At 53.0% G+C, this 17,210-nt stretch carries 12 protein-coding genes; 7 read left to right on the plus strand and 5 right to left on the minus strand.

Annotated elements, in window-relative coordinates; genetic code table 11:
• Positions 1 to 25 precede the first annotated feature (25 nt).
• The 3 genes from ACLD3P_RS11000 to ACLD3P_RS11010 are packed head-to-tail and all read right to left on the minus strand — an operon-like array spanning position 26 to position 3,861.
• On the minus strand, positions 26 to 799 hold the full coding sequence (locus tag ACLD3P_RS11000) for a dimethyl sulfoxide reductase anchor subunit family protein (protein ID WP_000544921.1): 774 nt from the start codon (positions 797 to 799) through the stop codon (positions 26 to 28).
• The gene (locus tag ACLD3P_RS11005; protein ID WP_000816143.1) at positions 792 to 1,418 is read right to left on the minus strand and encodes a DMSO/selenate family reductase complex B subunit; all 627 of its coding nucleotides are present in this window, start codon (positions 1,416 to 1,418) and stop codon (positions 792 to 794) included. The genes ACLD3P_RS11000 and ACLD3P_RS11005 overlap by 8 nt, the downstream gene beginning before the upstream one ends.
• Before the next feature lie 13 nt (positions 1,419 to 1,431).
• Positions 1,432 to 3,861 (minus strand): DMSO/selenate family reductase complex A subunit, encoded by a 2,430-nt coding sequence (locus ACLD3P_RS11010; protein WP_411006659.1) that lies wholly within the window; start codon positions 3,859 to 3,861, stop codon positions 1,432 to 1,434.
• A gap of 355 nt (positions 3,862 to 4,216) precedes the next feature.
• Between ACLD3P_RS11010 and ACLD3P_RS11015 the strand changes: the two genes are divergently transcribed.
• The 5 genes from ACLD3P_RS11015 to fumA all read left to right on the plus strand — a co-directional run bounded on the left by ACLD3P_RS11015 (position 4,217) and on the right by fumA (position 10,376).
• Entirely contained in the window at positions 4,217 to 5,848 is a 1,632-nt protein-coding gene (locus ACLD3P_RS11015) for a sensor histidine kinase (protein WP_000682894.1), read from the plus strand.
• Positions 5,845 to 6,564 carry a two-component system response regulator DcuR gene (dcuR, locus tag ACLD3P_RS11020; RefSeq protein ID WP_000611307.1) on the plus strand — a complete coding sequence of 240 codons (720 nt, stop codon included), beginning with the start codon at positions 5,845 to 5,847 and terminating at the stop codon, positions 6,562 to 6,564. The genes ACLD3P_RS11015 and dcuR overlap by 4 nt, the downstream gene beginning before the upstream one ends.
• 316 nt (positions 6,565 to 6,880) lie before the next feature.
• Positions 6,881 to 7,147, plus strand: coding sequence for a hypothetical protein (locus tag ACLD3P_RS11025; RefSeq protein ID WP_024133463.1), 267 nt, complete (start codon positions 6,881 to 6,883; stop codon positions 7,145 to 7,147).
• Positions 7,148 to 7,293: 146 nt separating this feature from the next.
• Positions 7,294 to 8,634, plus strand: a complete 1,341-nt coding sequence (gene dcuB / locus ACLD3P_RS11030; RefSeq protein WP_000899149.1) for an anaerobic C4-dicarboxylate transporter DcuB — start codon at positions 7,294 to 7,296, stop codon at positions 8,632 to 8,634.
• 95 nt (positions 8,635 to 8,729) lie between these two features.
• Positions 8,730 to 10,376, plus strand: coding sequence for a class I fumarate hydratase FumA (gene fumA, locus ACLD3P_RS11035; protein ID WP_023232996.1), 1,647 nt, complete (start codon positions 8,730 to 8,732; stop codon positions 10,374 to 10,376).
• Positions 10,377 to 10,473: 97 nt separating this feature from the next.
• Here fumA and melB read toward each other — a convergent pair whose 3' ends face one another.
• Together melB and melA are read right to left on the minus strand one after the other, a co-directional pair.
• On the minus strand, positions 10,474 to 11,904 hold the full coding sequence (gene melB / locus ACLD3P_RS11040) for a melibiose:sodium transporter MelB (RefSeq protein ID WP_000028070.1): 1,431 nt from the start codon (positions 11,902 to 11,904) through the stop codon (positions 10,474 to 10,476).
• A gap of 83 nt (positions 11,905 to 11,987) precedes the next feature.
• Positions 11,988 to 13,343 carry an alpha-galactosidase gene (gene melA, locus ACLD3P_RS11045; RefSeq protein ID WP_001728428.1) on the minus strand — a complete coding sequence of 452 codons (1,356 nt, stop codon included), beginning with the start codon at positions 13,341 to 13,343 and terminating at the stop codon, positions 11,988 to 11,990.
• A 268-nt stretch (positions 13,344 to 13,611) separates the two neighbouring features.
• Here melA and melR point away from each other — a divergent pair, with 268 nt between their 5' ends.
• Positions 13,612 to 14,544, plus strand: coding sequence for a transcriptional regulator MelR (gene melR, locus ACLD3P_RS11050; protein ID WP_000106992.1), 933 nt, complete (start codon positions 13,612 to 13,614; stop codon positions 14,542 to 14,544).
• A gap of 232 nt (positions 14,545 to 14,776) precedes the next feature.
• Positions 14,777 to 17,044: an arginine decarboxylase gene (gene adiA, locus ACLD3P_RS11055; protein WP_001542850.1), complete on the plus strand. Its 2,268-nt coding sequence runs from the start codon at positions 14,777 to 14,779 to the stop codon at positions 17,042 to 17,044.
• The last annotated feature ends 166 nt before the right edge of the window (positions 17,045 to 17,210 follow it).

Genomic DNA, 17,210 nt, shown 5'->3' on the forward strand with positions numbered 1-17,210 from the left:
TACATGGCATAAACCGGGCAAAAAACTACATTGGCAGCGTCCACAGATTGTAAAACGCAATCCTACCCGCCAACTCCGCCGCGATAACCACCACTGCCGTCATGGCCAGCACCGCAGCGCTCGATTTCAGGCGCGCGCAGACCACCACCCCGACCACGCCCGCCGCCAGCAATATCGCCTGGGCGGTAAACCAGCTATGCTGCGCGGCGGTCAGAGCGCTATCGGCGCTCATCAGCGTCGCCATATAGCCCGGGCGCAGACAAAAGCTCACCAAAATCGCCAACACGCTGACCAGTAGCCCCAGACGGCGCACGCCAAACAATGCCGCCAACGCGCCGCCGCCAATCAACGGCGTCAATATCATCATTGCCGTGGTGTAAGATGAACGCCAGGTCGCCACCGTCGGCAGTTGGTAAATCTGCGGAACGGCGTATAAGAAGACCACCCCGACTATCGCCGCCAACCATACCAACGCGTTACACAGCGGCGTCGCCCGGTTCAGCAACAAACCGAGCGCCCCCAGACCGCCGAGCGCCGCAAAAGCCGCCGACAAGACAATCTCGTTACTCATCGGCGAATGTCCGACGCGCAGCAGCATATTCAACGCGCGCAGCGGTTGCCCGACGTGGAAGATGCCGACAATGACGCCCAGCCCAAACAGGCACATCACCGAGAACAGACCAATAGCCTTGCGCCGCGGCGCGACCAGCCCCATTGCGCCGCCAATCAGCAGCAGAATAAACGCGCCGACCGCGCTCTGGGTAAAGACCGTAAAAAAGACCAGCGGTAACTCATGCATGGCGCACCTCCCGAATGTTCATGATTGCGCCTTCCGTATCGCCCGTGGGTCTCGCTTTCGGATGCGGTTTAATAATGAGGTTAGGATGGGTGAACGACGCTGAAGGCAGCGGCGCGATTTGATTCTCCGTGCCATATTTTGCCCGTAATTCATCGACAGGGCCGAAATCCAGCGCTCGCTGCGGGCAAGAATCCACACAAATAGGGCGCAGATTGTTCTCCAGTCGGTCAAGACAACCGTCGCATTTACGCATCACGTTCGCCTGCGTATCAAACTGCGGCGCGCCGTAGGGGCAGCGCATTTCACAATAGCGACAGCCGACGCATACGCTGTCATCCACCACGACCAGACCATCCTCTTTACGTTTATGCATCGCCCCGGTCGGACAGCCGGAGACACATACCGGCTCATCGCAATGGTTACAAGCAATAGAGAGGTAGTAGGTAAAGGTGTCGTGATGCCAGCTTTCCCCCTCTTTCACCCAGCTTCCGCCGCCATATTCATAGACGCGGCGCAGTTTCGGACCAACATCCAGATCTTTATTATCCTTGCAGCTTACCTGGCAGGTTTTACAGCCTGAACAGCGCGAGGAGTCAACATAAAAGCCATACTGTTTCATCGTACATCACTCCTTAAGCGCGTTTAATTTCAACCAGATTGGTATGCTGCGGATTGCCTTTCGCCAGCGGCGAAGGGTGGTGGCTGGTCAGCGTATTGATACAGCCGCCGACATCAACGCCGTTGCCGTCAAGCCGCGTCCACGCGCCCTGCGGCATCGCCGCCACGCCGGGTAAAATGCGCTGGGTCACTTTACAGGGAAGCTCCACCACGCCGCGGTCATTGAATACATGCACCCGATCGCCGGACTTCAATTGGCGGGCGCTGGCGTCAATCGGGTTAATCCAGACTTCATCCGGCACCGCCTCATGCAGCATCAGCACATTGCTGTAGGTCGAGTGGGTATGCCCTTTGGTATGGAAGCCGCTTAACTGCAACGGATACTTCGCCGTCAGCGCTTTGTTAAGATGCGACTCTTTCGCCGGACAAAATTCCGGCAATGCGGGAATTCGCTCGCCTTCTGGCAACGTCCACGTTTGCGCCAGATCCGCCAGCGCCTGGGAGTAAATTTCAATTTTGCCCGACGGCGTGGAGAGTGGGTTAGCCTCGGCGTCGGCGCGGAAATCGGCAAACGCAAGGCTCTGCTGCTCGGTCGCGATACGCTGGTCAATCACGCCCATCTCTTTCGCCACGCTCCACTCCGGCAGGTATGGACGTTTCTCACGGATCTGCTGATAGTGCATCTCCGCCCACTGCGCCTGAGTTCGGCCCTCGGTATATTGCTCGCGCAGTCCAAGATGCCCGGCGATATCCGCGCAGATGTCATACGTGCTGCGCACTTCCCACATCGGTTTAACGGTTTTCTGAATCGCAATCATATAGTTATGCGATCCCGCCGCATAGGAGCTGTCCACCAGGTCTTCCGCCTCAAGATAGCTGGTCTCCGGCAACAGCAGATCCGCATACATCGCGCTGGGCGTCATATGGTTTTCAATCACGATAATGGTTTCACACAGCGATTCATCCGCGAGAATTTGACGGGTGCGGTTCGTTTCGCCGTGCTGATTCAGCAAGGTATTACCGGCCTGGTTGAAAAACAGCTTAATCCCGGTTTTTAGCCTGTCCGCGCCTTTCACGCCCATTGTCGTCGCGGTCATTTTCTCCGGATGCTGAATGGCGTCCGTCCATAAATAGCAAGGAATAGAGGTTGTGATCGGATTCTTACCGACAGGCAACAATGGCACGCCATACGGCGTACCATAAGGCCAGTTGCCATTGTTGGTGCCGGGCCGCCCGAAGTGGCCGGTTAACGCTGGCAGCGTCTGAATAGCACGCACGGTTTGTTCGCCGTTGGCATGACGCTGCGGCCCCCAGCCCTGGCAAATATAGCAGGCGCGCGCCGAGGCGATTTCGCGCGCCAGTTGGCGAATACGCGTTGCCGGAATACCGGTGATATCCGCCGCCCATTCCGGGGTTTTCGCGATACCGTCATCGCCCGTGCCAAGAACATAATCTTTATAGCTGGCGTTAGGCGCAGCCGTGTCCGGCAAAGTGCTACGGTCATAGCCGACGCAATAGCGGTTTACCAGCGCCTCGTCGAGAAGCTGTTCGGTAATCAGCGTATGCGCGATACCGGCGACTAACGCAGCGTCCGTGGTTGGGCGAATCGGTAGCCATTCGGCGTGTTCGGTAATCACCGAATCGGTATAGCGTGGATCGATAATAATGACTCGGGCTTTTGAGGTTTCCAGCGCCCGGCGCAGCTCTTCAACCTGACCGCCGCCGGACATCCGCGTTTCTGAGAGATTCAGGCCAAATAGCACCACCAGATCGGAATGCGCGATCTGCGTAAAATGGCTACCGACATAATCACCGTGGGTATAAGGCGTGGCGGTGGCAATTTGCGCCGTGGAATAGGTGTTGTGATAATTTAAATAACCGCCGGTGAGATTTAATAATCTTATCCAGGCGGGCCTGCCCTGCGTATGATAATATGCCCCGGATTGATAATTATAATAAATAGCTTCCCGGCCATATTGTTCGCTAACGCGCGTTAATTCCGCTGCAATAAAGGCCGTGGCCTCATCCCATGAAATACGTTTAAATTTTCCTTCACCGCGTTTTCCCACTCTTTTCATCGGATACTTAATGCGATCCGGGCTATAGACGCGCCAGCGACTGGAACGCCCACGCAGGCAGGGACGAATCTGATGCTCGCCGAATACCGCGTCATCTTTCGCGTCTTCCGGCTCAATGCGCACGATGCGATCATTTTTCACGATAACCTTAAGCGGGCATCGGCTGCCACAGTTGACCAGACAGGCGCTGTGCCTGACGGTTTCGTCGTTGGCATCCTTCGGTATCGGGGTATCCTGCGCCTGGGCAGTGTTAGCAAAAGGCAGCGTAATCGCCTGGCTTAGCGTCACCGCCGCCCCTACTTTTGCAGTAGCGACAATAGCATCACGTCGGGTTATGGTTGTGTTCAGCCATTTTTTTATTTCCATGTTTTATTTCTCACATTGCTTCCATAATTATTAATAATATGTAATGAAAACTAATCATAATAGATTAAACATTAGCGCTGATTGATTGTGATCAAACGCATTCTGAACGTCAGTAAAAATAAAATGTGATACCGCATACGTTATTATAAAAATTAATGAAAAATTATTTTATGTAATTCTGATGAAAATAAATTACCCATCACGGTATCCGGCGATATTAATTAACGACATGAGCAGGTAGCGCCCCCTGCAAGGTAAGACGGGCTTTTCAACACTGGAGCAACATCGCCTATGCCTTTGAATTAGACGCCTCATCAGGGATAATAACCTTACGATTCGTCCGCTCAGGTCCACTATGAAACACTCCCTGCCATGCCGGGCGTTACGCAAACGCCCCATGAAACTCGGCACTACCGTCATTCTGATGGTCAGCGCCGTTCTGTTTTCGGTGCTCGTTGTGGTCCATCTGATCTATTTTTCGCAAATCAGCAGCATGACGCGCGACGCGCTGGCAGATAAAGCGCTGGCGGTGGCTCGCTCGCTGGCGGACTCTCCGGCAATTCGCGAGGGGCTGAAAAAACCGCCTGCGGAAAGCGGCATTCAGCCGCTCGCCGAAGCGGTGAGCCAGCATAATGGCTTTTTGTTTATTGTGGTGACCAATATGCAGGGCATCCGTTATTCGCACCCAGAAACGCAGCGAATCGGTCAACCGTTCAAAGGCGATGATATTCTGCTCGCGCTGCAGGGAAAGGAAAACGTTGCCATTAATCGCGGCTTTCTTGCCAAAGCGCTGCGCGTTTTCACACCGGTTTATGATGAACGCCACCGGCAGATCGGCGTGGTAGCGATTGGCCTGGAACTCAGTCACGTTACGCAGCAGATCAACAATAGCCGCGGCAGTATTATCTGGTCCATTCTGTTCGGCGCTCTGGTGGGATTATTAGGCACGTATGCGCTGGTCAAGGTGCTAAAACGTATCCTGTTTGGCCTCGAACCCTATGAGATCTCAACCCTGTTTGAACAACGCCAGGCGATGCTGCAGTCAATCAAAGAGGGCGTTATCGCCGTGGATGATAGCGGCGAAGTCACGTTAATTAACCATGCGGCGCAGGCGCTGCTCGATTACCGAAAAACGCAGGATGACGCCAGATTATCCACCCTGAGTCATGCCTGGTCGCAGGTGGTGGACATTAGCGAAGTGTTGCGTGACGGTACGCCGCGCCGCGATGAAGAGATCATCGTCAAAGGCCGCCTGCTGCTGGTGAATACCGTTCCGGTGCGCAGCAACGGCGAAATTATCGGCGCGATATCCACCTTCAGGGATAAAACAGAAGTTCGCCAACTGATGCAGCGGTTGGACGGGATGGTGAACTACGCGGATGCGCTCCGTGAACGATCCCACGAATTCATGAACAAATTACATGTGATTCTGGGATTATTGCACCTGAAGAGTTATAAGCAGCTTGAAGCGTATATTATCAAGACGGCCAATAACTATCAGGAAGAGATCGGTTTGCTGCTGGGTAAAATAAAGTCGCCGATTATCGCTGGCTTTTTGCTCAGTAAAATTACTCGCGCCTCTGATTTCGGGCACAGCCTGGTGATAAGCAGCGACAGCCAGTTACCGGATAATAACAATGAAGATCAGGTTACGGTGCTGATTACGGCGCTGGGTAATTTGATTGAAAACGCGCTGGAAGCATTGAGCCAGGAATCCGGCGGCGAAATCAGCGTCTCGTTACACTACCGCCATGGCTGGCTGCATTGCGAAGTGAGCGATGACGGTCCGGGTATCGAACCTGAGCGCATCGAGGCGATTTTTGAAAAAGGCGTCTCGTCGAAAGGCGCCGAACGCGGCGTCGGTTTAGCGCTGGTTAAACAGCAGGTTGAAGCGCTTGGCGGCGTAATTTCCGTGGAGTCCGAGCCTGGGATCTTCACACAATTTTTTGTACAGTTACCCTGGGATGGAAAAAGGACCAGCCTATGATCAATGTATTAATTGTCGATGACGATGCGATGGTCGCGGAGTTAAATCGCCGCTATGTCGCGCAAATCTCCGGTTTTCATTGTTGTGGAACCGCTTCGACGCTGGAAAAAGCGAAAGAGTTTATCTTCAACAGTGAAAATCACATTGACCTAATCCTACTGGATATCTACATGCAGCAGGAAAACGGATTGGATCTGCTGCCTGTCCTGCACAGCGCAGGCTGCAAAAGCGACGTTATTGTCATTTCTTCTGCCGCTGACGCCGCTACCATTAAAGATTCGCTTCACTACGGCGTGGTGGATTATCTGATCAAGCCTTTTCAGGCCACGCGCTTTGAAGAAGCGCTGACCGGCTGGCTACGTAAGAAAACGGCGATGGAAAAACGCCAGTATTACGAACAGTCTGAGCTTGACCTGCTCATTCACGGTAACTCATCCAGCGAGCAGGAGCCTCGTCGGCTACCAAAAGGGCTGACGCAGCAAACGCTACGCACCTTATGCCAGTGGATTGATGCGCATCAGGAGCAGGAATTTTCTACCGACGAGTTGGCCAACGAAGTGAATATCTCGCGCGTCTCCTGCCGTAAATATCTCATCTGGCTGGTGAATTGCCATATCTTGTTTACCAGTATTCATTACGGCGTGACCGGCAGGCCGGTTTACCGCTACCGCGTTCAGCCGGAACATTACTCTTTACTGAAACAATATTGTCAGTAAGGATACCGCATAAAGCCGACGCGAAGCGTTATATCCTGGTAACATTTATTATAACAATGCCAATAAAAACGCTATCACATTAATAACAAACCTGGGAAATTGTGTCAGATCAAATATACTCAACCCAGGCCTGTTAACGTTATTTTCTATTATTACAGCGCTATGCGCTGTTTTTAATTTCAAAACGCTAACAAAAGTTAATTAAGTATTATCCCATGCCGAGAGTGTGTATTTTTATTAAAAAAGGGATTTGTCCGGAATTTTCCTGACACTTAAATAAAATTATGTTTGTAGCAATGGAGCTTGTGCTACGCCTATGGACAATACGTATATTGGTGAGCAGATACGCGCCTCCACACGCCATACTAATAATTTAAAAAAATGGCGTGACAATGATCACATAAGTCACATTCTGTTCGCTTTATCTCGTGATTTACCTGATGGCGAGACACAAAAATTAAATAATAAACGCCTGTTTTTAAAACAGACAAATCATAATTTACTGCTCTCGCTGACTCCACCTGCCCATCGCCAGAGGGTGCTTCCCTCTGAACATCACCATCGCAAGAAAATAATTACTTAAAGCAACTCTGTAAAAAGCTTAATCGTTAATCGTCGCCACTGGCGCATTGAATATTCGCCATTTCCTGATGCTCATTCACACAAATCAGAAGATGGCTGTGATCCATTTATCAAAATTGACTGGGTTTATCGCGAGGATAAATAAAAATGTTATTTAGTATACAGCTTCTCATAATATTAATATGTCTGTTTTATGGTGCCCGAAAGGGCGGGATCGCGCTCGGGTTGTTGGGCGGTATTGGTCTGGTCATTCTGGTGTTTGTTTTCCATCTCCAGCCAGGTAAACCGCCCGTTGACGTAATGCTGGTCATTATCGCGGTAGTCGCCGCGTCGGCAACGTTACAGGCGTCAGGCGGGCTGGATGTGATGTTGCAGATTGCCGAAAAGCTGCTGCGCCGCAACCCCAAATACGTCTCTATTGTGGCGCCGTTCGTCACCTGTACCCTGACGATTCTGTGTGGGACAGGCCACGTGGTCTACACCATTTTGCCGATTATCTATGACGTGGCGATCAAGAATAATATCCGTCCGGAACGTCCAATGGCGGCCAGTTCTATCGGCGCGCAAATGGGCATCATCGCCAGTCCGGTTTCCGTCGCCGTTGTTTCTCTGGTAGCGATGCTGGGCAACGTGACATTTGACGGAAAACATCTGGAGTTCCTCGATCTGCTGTCGATCACCATCCCGTCTACCCTGCTCGGTATCCTGGCAATCGGTATTTTTAGTTGGTTCCGCGGTAAAGATCTGGATAAAGACGAAGCGTTTCAGAAATTTATCTCCGTACCGGAAAACCGTCAGTACGTGTACGGCGATACCGCGACGCTGCTGGATAAAAAACTGCCGAAAAGCAACTGGCTGGCGATGTGGATCTTCCTGGCGGCGATTGCCGTGGTCGCTCTCCTGGGCGCGGACTCCGACTTACGCCCAACCTTCGGCGGCAAACCGTTGTCGATGGTGCTGGTCATTCAGATGTTCATGCTGCTGACCGGGGCGCTCATTATCATCCTGACCAAAACCAATCCTGCGTCTATCTCAAAAAACGAAGTTTTTCGTTCCGGTATGATTGCGATTGTCGCGGTATACGGGATCGCCTGGATGGCGGAAACCATGTTCGGCGCGCATATGTCGGAAATTCAGGGCGTGCTGGGCGAAATGGTCAAAGAGTATCCGTGGGCCTACGCCATCGTTCTGCTGCTGGTCTCCAAGTTTGTTAACTCCCAGGCAGCGGCGCTGGCGGCGATTGTTCCCGTCGCGCTGGCTATCGGTGTCGATCCGGCGTATATCGTGGCCTCTGCGCCGGCATGTTATGGCTACTATATTCTGCCGACCTACCCAAGCGATCTGGCGGCGATTCAGTTTGACCGTTCCGGCACAACCCGTATTGGCCGCTTCGTCATTAACCACAGCTTCATTCTGCCGGGTTTGATTGGCGTGAGCGTCTCCTGCGTCTTTGGCTGGATCTTTGCCGCAATGTACGGATTCCTGTAATGGCCGCGCGCGCCGCCCGGTTATGCGCGGCGCGCGACTTAGAGTCTGGCCCATGAGGCTCTTAATACATTTTCTTACTATTAGGCTGGAAGCACATGTCGAAAAAAGAGTTTATCTATCAGGCGCCTTTCCCGATGGGAGAGGACAAAACAGAGTATTATCTGCTCACCTCCGATTATGTCAGCGTCAGTGAATTCAACGGAGAATCTATCCTCAACGTTGAGCCGCAGGCGTTAACGTTGCTGGCTCAGCAGGCCTTCCATGATGCGTCTTTTATGCTCCGTCCTGAACACCAGCAGCAAGTCGCCGCCATTCTCCATGACCCCGAAGCCAGCGAAAACGACAAATATGTGGCGTTGCAATTCCTGAGAAACTCCGAAATCGCCGCCAAAGGCATTCTGCCGACCTGCCAGGATACCGGCACGGCGATTATCGTGGGTAAAAAAGGCCAACGCGTCTGGACGGGCGGCGGCGATGAAGCCGCGCTCTCCAAAGGCGTGTTTAATACCTATATCGAAGATAACCTGCGCTACTCGCAGAACGCACCGCTGGATATGTACAAAGAGGTCAATACCGGCAGCAACCTGCCAGCGCAAATCGATCTTTATGCCGTCGATGGCGACGAGTACAAGTTCCTTTGCGTGGCGAAAGGCGGCGGTTCAGCAAACAAAACGTATCTCTATCAGGAGACCAAAGCGCTGCTCACCCCAGGCAAGCTGAAAAACTTCCTCGTTGAGAAAATGCGCACGCTGGGCACCGCGGCCTGTCCGCCATACCATATCGCCTTTGTCATTGGCGGCACCTCGGCGGAAAGCACGCTGAAAACCGTTAAACTCGCCAGCACCCACTATTACGACGCGCTGCCGACGGAAGGTAACGAGCACGGCCAGGCATTCCGCGATCTCCACCTGGAACAGGAACTGCTGGAAGAAGCGCAAAAACTTGGCCTCGGCGCCCAGTTCGGCGGGAAATATTTCGCCCACGATATTCGCGTAATTCGCCTGCCGCGTCACGGCGCTTCCTGTCCGGTGGGGATGGGCGTCTCCTGCTCGGCAGACCGTAACATCAAAGCGAAAATCAACCGCGAAGGCATCTGGATCGAAAAACTGGAACACAATCCGGGCCAGTATATTCCGCCAGCGCTGCGTCAGGCGGGCGAAGGCGACGCGGTGAAAGTCGATCTCAACCGTCCGATGAAAGAGATCCTCGCCCAGCTATCGCAGTACCCGGTCTCGACTCGCCTGTCGCTGACGGGCACCATTATCGTAGGTCGCGATATCGCCCACGCGAAGCTAAAAGAGCGTATTGAATCCGGCGAAGACCTGCCGCAGTATATTAAAGACCATCCCATCTATTACGCAGGTCCGGCAAAAACCCCGGCAGGTTATCCATCTGGCTCATTAGGCCCCACCACCGCAGGCCGAATGGACTCTTATGTCGATCTACTGCAATCCCACGGCGGCAGTATGATCATGCTGGCGAAAGGCAACCGTAGTCAGCAGGTCACGGATGCCTGTAAAAAACACGGCGGCTTTTATTTGGGCAGTATCGGCGGCCCGGCGGCGGTACTGGCACAACAGAGCATTAAGCATCTGGAGTGCGTCGAGTATCCGGAACTCGGCATGGAAGCTATCTGGAAAATTGAAGTAGAAGATTTCCCGGCCTTTATCCTGGTGGATGACAAAGGCAACGATTTCTTCCAGCAGATTGTCAGCAAACAGTGCGCTAACTGCGCGAAATAACCTGGCAGGCCCGGCGTTCTACCGGGCCGCGTTATCGGTTAATTGCCGGATGGCGCTACGCTTATCCGGCTTATCCGGCCTGCACGAGAGACCATGCTCACGCTTTTACATCGCTGGTCGCTACCACAGAAATCGCCGGGCTATCCGGCTGTTCGACGAATGGCGGCGTTTTCCGGTATTTATCCAGCAGGTGGATCTGAATCTTGCGCAGCATATCGCCGTTCAAACGGTAGTAGCGGAAGTAGAGAACCAACGTCATCATGAAAAACAGTACCGGCAGGACAATCATAATAAACTGCATCCCCTGCAGGGTTTGCGCAGACTGCGCCACGTTCGGCGTGTAGCCAATCAGCCCCAGCACCAGAGCGATAAAGAACGCCGCAAACGCCGAGCCGCCCTTCACGACCATCGTCTGTACGGAATAAGCGATACTCTCGCAGCGAATATTGAGCTTAAATTCCCCATAATCGACCGTATCCGCCACCATGATCACCTGAAGCACCCAAAAGAGCGCGGTCCCGATATTCAGGAAAATACCCGCCGCCACGATTAAAGCGGCATTATGGACATCCGCCAACGCCATCGCGAAGAGCCCTGCGCAACTCAGAACGGGCATCACGGAGGCGCCCGCCCACAATATCCGCCGCGATAACATTTTCACCAGCCGGGGGAAGACAATCAGCGTCAGCAGATTCGCCGCGCCGGCGTAAGAAAGGTAATAGGGAAAAAGATCGGCATCGCCAATCACATAGGTGAAGTAGTAGATCGCAAAGCCATTGATAATATTGGAGGCAATGTTATACGCCAGCGCCATTCCCAACAGGCAAGAGAGCTGATCGTTTTTGTATATCAATCCAACGATCGTTTTTAACGTCAGATGTGGGCGGCCCGCCGTTACACCGTTGTCGGAGGAGTACACCTCATGTACGTTGCGTAATGTCACGATAGTCGAGGCGATAAAAAACGCAATCAGTACCAGCGTAAACATCTGAAAGCCGAACCCACGATCCGCTCCGCCAACGTAGTTCACAAACGGCAGCGTTATACCGGCAGTGACGAAGCCAGCCAGACTGGCGAAGAAACGCGGAAACGGCACCAGTTGTTCGCGTTCTCGCTTATCAAGCGTAATGGTCGGCACCAGCGACCAAAATGGGATATCCATAATGGTATACGTCATGCCCCACAGGATGTAGGTTACGCAGACAAATACAACCTGCGCGGTTCCCTCAAAAAGATGGGCGCTGAACAGCAGGAAAAGCACCAGCGAATTGGTTAAGGTGCCGATCAATATCCACGGCTTAAATTTCCCCCACCGCGAACGCGTGGCGTTGACAATCCAGCCCATGATGGGATCGTTTATCGCATCCCAGATTCGCGCGACCAGAAAGAGGGTGCCGACGAGGCCGACCGAGAGTCCCACCACATCGGTGTAGTAATACATCAGGTACATATACACAATGCCGATGGCGAAATCCTTACCAAACGCACCGAACCCGTAACTCAGCTTTGTTGTCAGAGAGATGCTCATAGGGTACCGGGTCGCTGTTACCAGCGCCCGCCTTCTGTTAGTAGAGGTTAAACGCCGGATCTGCCGTCCAGCGCGGCTGGAGATTAACGGCGTAACCAGGCCGGAAGCCAGTCGCCATGCGCGGCGATCAGATCGTCAACCAACGCATAGATTTCTTCGATACCCAGCACCGCCGCGGTATGAGGGTCCATCATCGCCGCGTGATACACGCGATCGCGGTTTTCCGTGAGGATGGCTTCGGTCAACAGCGTTTGCACGTTGATGTTGGTCTGCATCATCGCCGCCAGATGAGAAGGGATCGTCCCCACCTTCGTCGGTTGAATGCCGTTGGCATCCACCAGACAAGCCACTTCCACGCAGCTTCCCTGCGGCAGGTTATCAATCAGCCCCTCATTACGCACATTGCCGTAAATCACGCTCGGCTCGCCGGTCCACAGAGCGTTCATAATGGTGCTGGCGTACTCGCGGGACGGTTTGATGTCAATACGCTCGGCGGTTTTATACTCCTCCAGCTCTTTATGCCAGTTCGCCAGTTGTTCTACACAGCGTTTCGGATATTCATCCAGCGGCACCTTGTAGCGCGCAATCAGATCCTCGCGTCCCGGTTTAATAAACCACGGCGTGTACTCGGCAAAATGCTCTGATGACTCGGTGACGAAGTAGCCCAACTTTTTGAACATCTCGTAGCGCACAATGTTCTGGCAGCGTTCATTGCCGTGAATATTGGGCTTCGGCGCCTGTCCGGCGTCATAGGCCGCCAGCAATTCAGGATAGAGATCGACATAAGTCCCGTCAGCCGTTTTGCGCTCCAGTTCGAGGTAAAACGCCATGTGGTTAATGCCGGCGCAGCGGTAGCGCAGCGAGGCGGGATCGATATTCAGGTCGCGCGCCAGTTCTTCCGCCGTTCCCTGTACCGAATGGCACAGGCCGACCTGTTTGATATGCGGATAGCGGGCATACATAGCCCAGGTGTTCATCGCCATCGGGTTGACATAATTGAGCATGGTGGCCTTCGGACAGACTTCCGTCATGTCTTCGCAAATCCGCCACAGATGCGGGATGGTCCGCAGCGCGCGCATAATGCCGCCCGGCCCCAGCGTATCGGCGATCGTCTGTTCCAGGCCATGACGCTTACAAACCTCAAAATCGGTCACGGTGCAGGGTTCGTAGCCGCCAATCTGAAAGGCGACCACCACGAAATCCGCATCCTGTAGCGCCGCTTTCTGGTGGGTATGGCAGGTAATCCGGCCAGAAGCGCCCGCTGAGTCCATCAGTTTCCGTACCACAATGTGCGACTCTTCCAGCCGGGTTTCGTCAATATCCATCAGGGCGACATGCGCTGATTTTAGCGCCTCGCGGTGAAACACATCGCCGAGGATATTTTTGACGAAAATCGTAGAACCTGCGCCGATAAAGGTAATTTTGGGTGCCGTCATCATGACTCTCCAGAACAGTAGTGAACACCTTCATGGTGGCACGCGTTCCCGGTGAAAACCTCCGTCTTCCCCGATGAGCATTCCCGAAAACTCAGATCGTATGCTGACGCGCGGGAGATCTGAGTTTTTGGGACAAAATGGCGTAAAAAGCAGAGTATTCGGCCTGAAAGTCAGGCTACGCTCTACAATATCGACGGATTCTGTGTCCGGATTCCCGGTTTCCTCCCGGCTAAAGGGGCATAATTCTGATAATTCAGGAAATGGAGTGACGATGAGTACGCAAGCAATATCCCTCCTCCCGCCCGACCCGCACATGTGCAACGGCGATGAAAAGCAAACCCGTAGCCCGCTGTCGCTCTATTCCGAATATCAACGACTGGACGTTGAGCTGAGGCCACCGCACAGAATGGCCAGCAGTCACTGGCATGGGCAAGTAGAAGTGAATGTTCCGTTTGACGGCGATGTGGAGTATTTAATCAACAATGAAGTCGTGCAGATAAAGCAGGGACATATCACCCTGTTTTGGGCCTGTACGCCACACCAGCTTACCCGCCCCGGCAACTGCCGCCAGATGGCGATTTTCAGTTTGCCGATGCACCTGTTTCTCTCCTGGCCGCTGGATCGCGATCTTATCAACCACGTCACGCACGGGATGGTGGTTAAATCACTGGCGACCCAGCAGCTTAGCACCTTTGAAGTGTTGCGCTGGCAGCAGGAAACAAGCAGCCCGAATGAGCAAATTCGCCAGTTGGCGATCGATGAAATCGGCCTGATGCTTAAACGCTTTAGCCTTTCCGGCTGGCAACCCATTTTGCTCAATAAAACATCACGCACCCACAAGAATAGCGTCTCACGCCATGCGCAGTTTTACGTAAGCCAGATGCTGGGATTTATTGCCGATAACTACGATCAGGCGCTCACCATTAACGACGTCGCGGAGCATGTCAAACTCAATGCTAACTACGCGATGGGGATATTCCAGCGGGTTATGCAATTGACGATGAAGCAGTACATCACGGCGATGCGCATCAATCACGTACGTGCCTTATTGAGCGATACTGACAAAACGATCCTCGATGTCGCTCTGACTGCCGGGTTCCGATCCAGCAGCCGTTTTTACAGTACTTTTAGCAAATTTGTCGGCATGTCTCCGCAACAATATCGCAAGCTAAGCCAGCAACGACGCCAGACGATGCCCGGCTAAAGCCGGATACCACTATCAGCCAAAAAAATAATTCACCTGTCGATAAACGGCAGGTGAAATCGCTCGATATCAATAATTAACCCATTGTTTATTAAACAATAATATCAATAACTGACCATTATTCCATCACTTTACACCCCCTATTTGACGGGGTAATACTTGCCCACGTCACATTCATACGGCGGGTCGGCAAGGCGTAAATTGCACGGCCTCCACAACCGGGTAAAAGATGATGAAAGTATTAATTGTTGAAAGTGAGTTTCTGCATCAGGACACCTGGGTTGGCAACGCGGTTGAGCGTCTGGCGGATGCCTTGAGCCAACAAAATGTTACCGTCATTAAATCGACATCCTTCGATGACGGCTATGCCATCTTGTCCGCGAACGAAGCCATTGACTGTCTGATGTTTAGCTACCAAATGGAACAACCGGATGAGCACCTGAGCGTCAGGCAATTGATCGGTAAGCTTCACGAGCGTCAGCAAAACGTGCCCGTTTTCCTGTTAGGCGACAGGGAAAAAGCGACGGCATCGCTGGACCGCGACCTGCTGGAGCTTGTCGATGAATTCGCCTGGATTCTGGAAGACACCGCTGACTTTATCGCCGGACGCGCTGTTGCCGCCATGACCCGGTATCGCCAGCAACTGTTACCGCCGCTGTTTAACGCGTTGATGAAATACAGCGACATTCATGAATATTCATGGGCGGCGCCGGGACACCAGGGCGGCGTCGGTTTCACTAAAACGCCTGCCGGTCGCTTTTATCACGATTATTATGGCGAAAACCTGTTCCGCAGCGATATGGGGATTGAGCGTACCACGCTCGGTTCACTCCTCGACCATACCGGCGCGTTTGGCGAAAGCGAGAAAAACGCCGCCCGCGTATTCGGTGCTGACCGCTCCTGGTCCGTGGTTGTCGGGACCTCCGGTTCTAACCGTACTATTATGCAGGCCTGTATGACGGATAATGATGTCGTTGTACTGGATCGTAACTGCCATAAATCCATCGAGCAGGGGCTGATCCTCACTGGGGCCAAACCGGTATATATGGTGCCAAGCCGTAACCGTTACGGCATTATCGGGCCAATCTACCCGCAGGAAATGCAGCCTGAAACCTTGCAGAAAAAAATCAGCGCCAGCCCGCTGACCAAAACCAAAGCCGGACAGAAACCGTCTTACAGCGTGGTGACCAACTGTACCTATGACGGCGTATGCTATAACGCCAAAGAGGCGCAGGATCTGCTGGCAAAAACCAGCGATCGCATTCACTTCGACGAAGCATGGTACGGCTATGCGCGCTTCAACCCGATTTATTGCGATCACTACGCGATGCGCGGCGAGCCAGGCGACCATAACGGTCCGACCGTGTTTGCCACCCACTCCACGCACAAACTACTGAATGCGCTTTCACAAGCTTCCTACATTCACGTCCGTGAAGGCCGTGGCGCGGTGAATTTCTCCCGCTTCAACCAGGCATATATGATGCATGCCACCACCTCTCCGTTATATGCCATCTGCGCATCCAACGATGTGGCGGTATCGATGATGGACGGTAACAGCGGCCTGTCCCTGACTCAAGAGGTGATTGACGAAGCGGTTGATTTCCGTCAGGCGATGGCGCGTCTTTATAAAGAGTTTACCGATGAAGGCGACTGGTTCTTTAAACCGTGGAATAAAGACGTCGTCACCGATCCACAAACCGGTAAAACGTATGACTTCGCCGACGCGCCGGCAAAACTGCTGGCCACCGACCAGAACTGCTGGGTCATGCGCCCCGGAGAAACCTGGCACGGCTTTAAAGACCTGCCGGATAACTGGAGTATGCTGGACCCGATTAAAGTCAGTATCCTGGCGCCGGGTATGGGCGACGATGGCGAACTGGAAGCATCCGGCGTACCTGCTGCGCTGGTCACAGCATGGCTTGGCCGCCACGGTATCGTGCCGACCCGCACCACCGACTTCCAGATTATGTTCCTGTTCTCTATGGGGGTAACTCGCGGGAAATGGGGAACGCTGATCAACACGCTGTGCTCCTTCAAACATCATTACGACGCGAATACGCCGCTGGCGCAGGTGATGCCGGAACTGGTGCAGGATTATCCTGACACTTACGCGAACATGGGTATTCATGACCTGGGCGATAAAATGTTTGCCTGGCTACGTGAAAATAACCCGGGCGCCCGTCTCAACGCCGCCTATTCCACCCTGCCGGTTGCGGAGATTACCCCGCGCGACGCCTACAACGCGATTGTGAACAACAATATTGAAATGGTGGCGATTGAAAATCTACCGGGTCGCATTGCGGCGAACTCCGTTATTCCTTACCCGCCAGGAATCCCGATGCTGCTCTCCGGCGAAAACTTTGGCGATGAAAATAGTCCGCAGGTGGGTTACTTACGCTCACTGCAATCCTGGGATCATCACTTCCCTGGCTTTGAGCATGAAACCGAAGGCACGGAAATTATTGATGGCGTATATCACGTTATGTGCGTGAAAGCCTAATCACAAAGAGTCTTTTTTTTGAGGATGGCATGTATTCCCTGAGTATTGCTGCAAAACAATAATACTGTCATACCTTTTTGCGCGGGCCCCATCCCGCGCTTTTTTTATACAAAAATGACAAGTTGCCACTCGCGTACAACTTTTTGTACACCCTAATTCATCGTAC

Source organism: Salmonella sp. 741265073_HBA (assembly GCF_046569105.1).
Lineage (GTDB): Bacteria > Pseudomonadota > Gammaproteobacteria > Enterobacterales > Enterobacteriaceae > Salmonella > Salmonella enterica.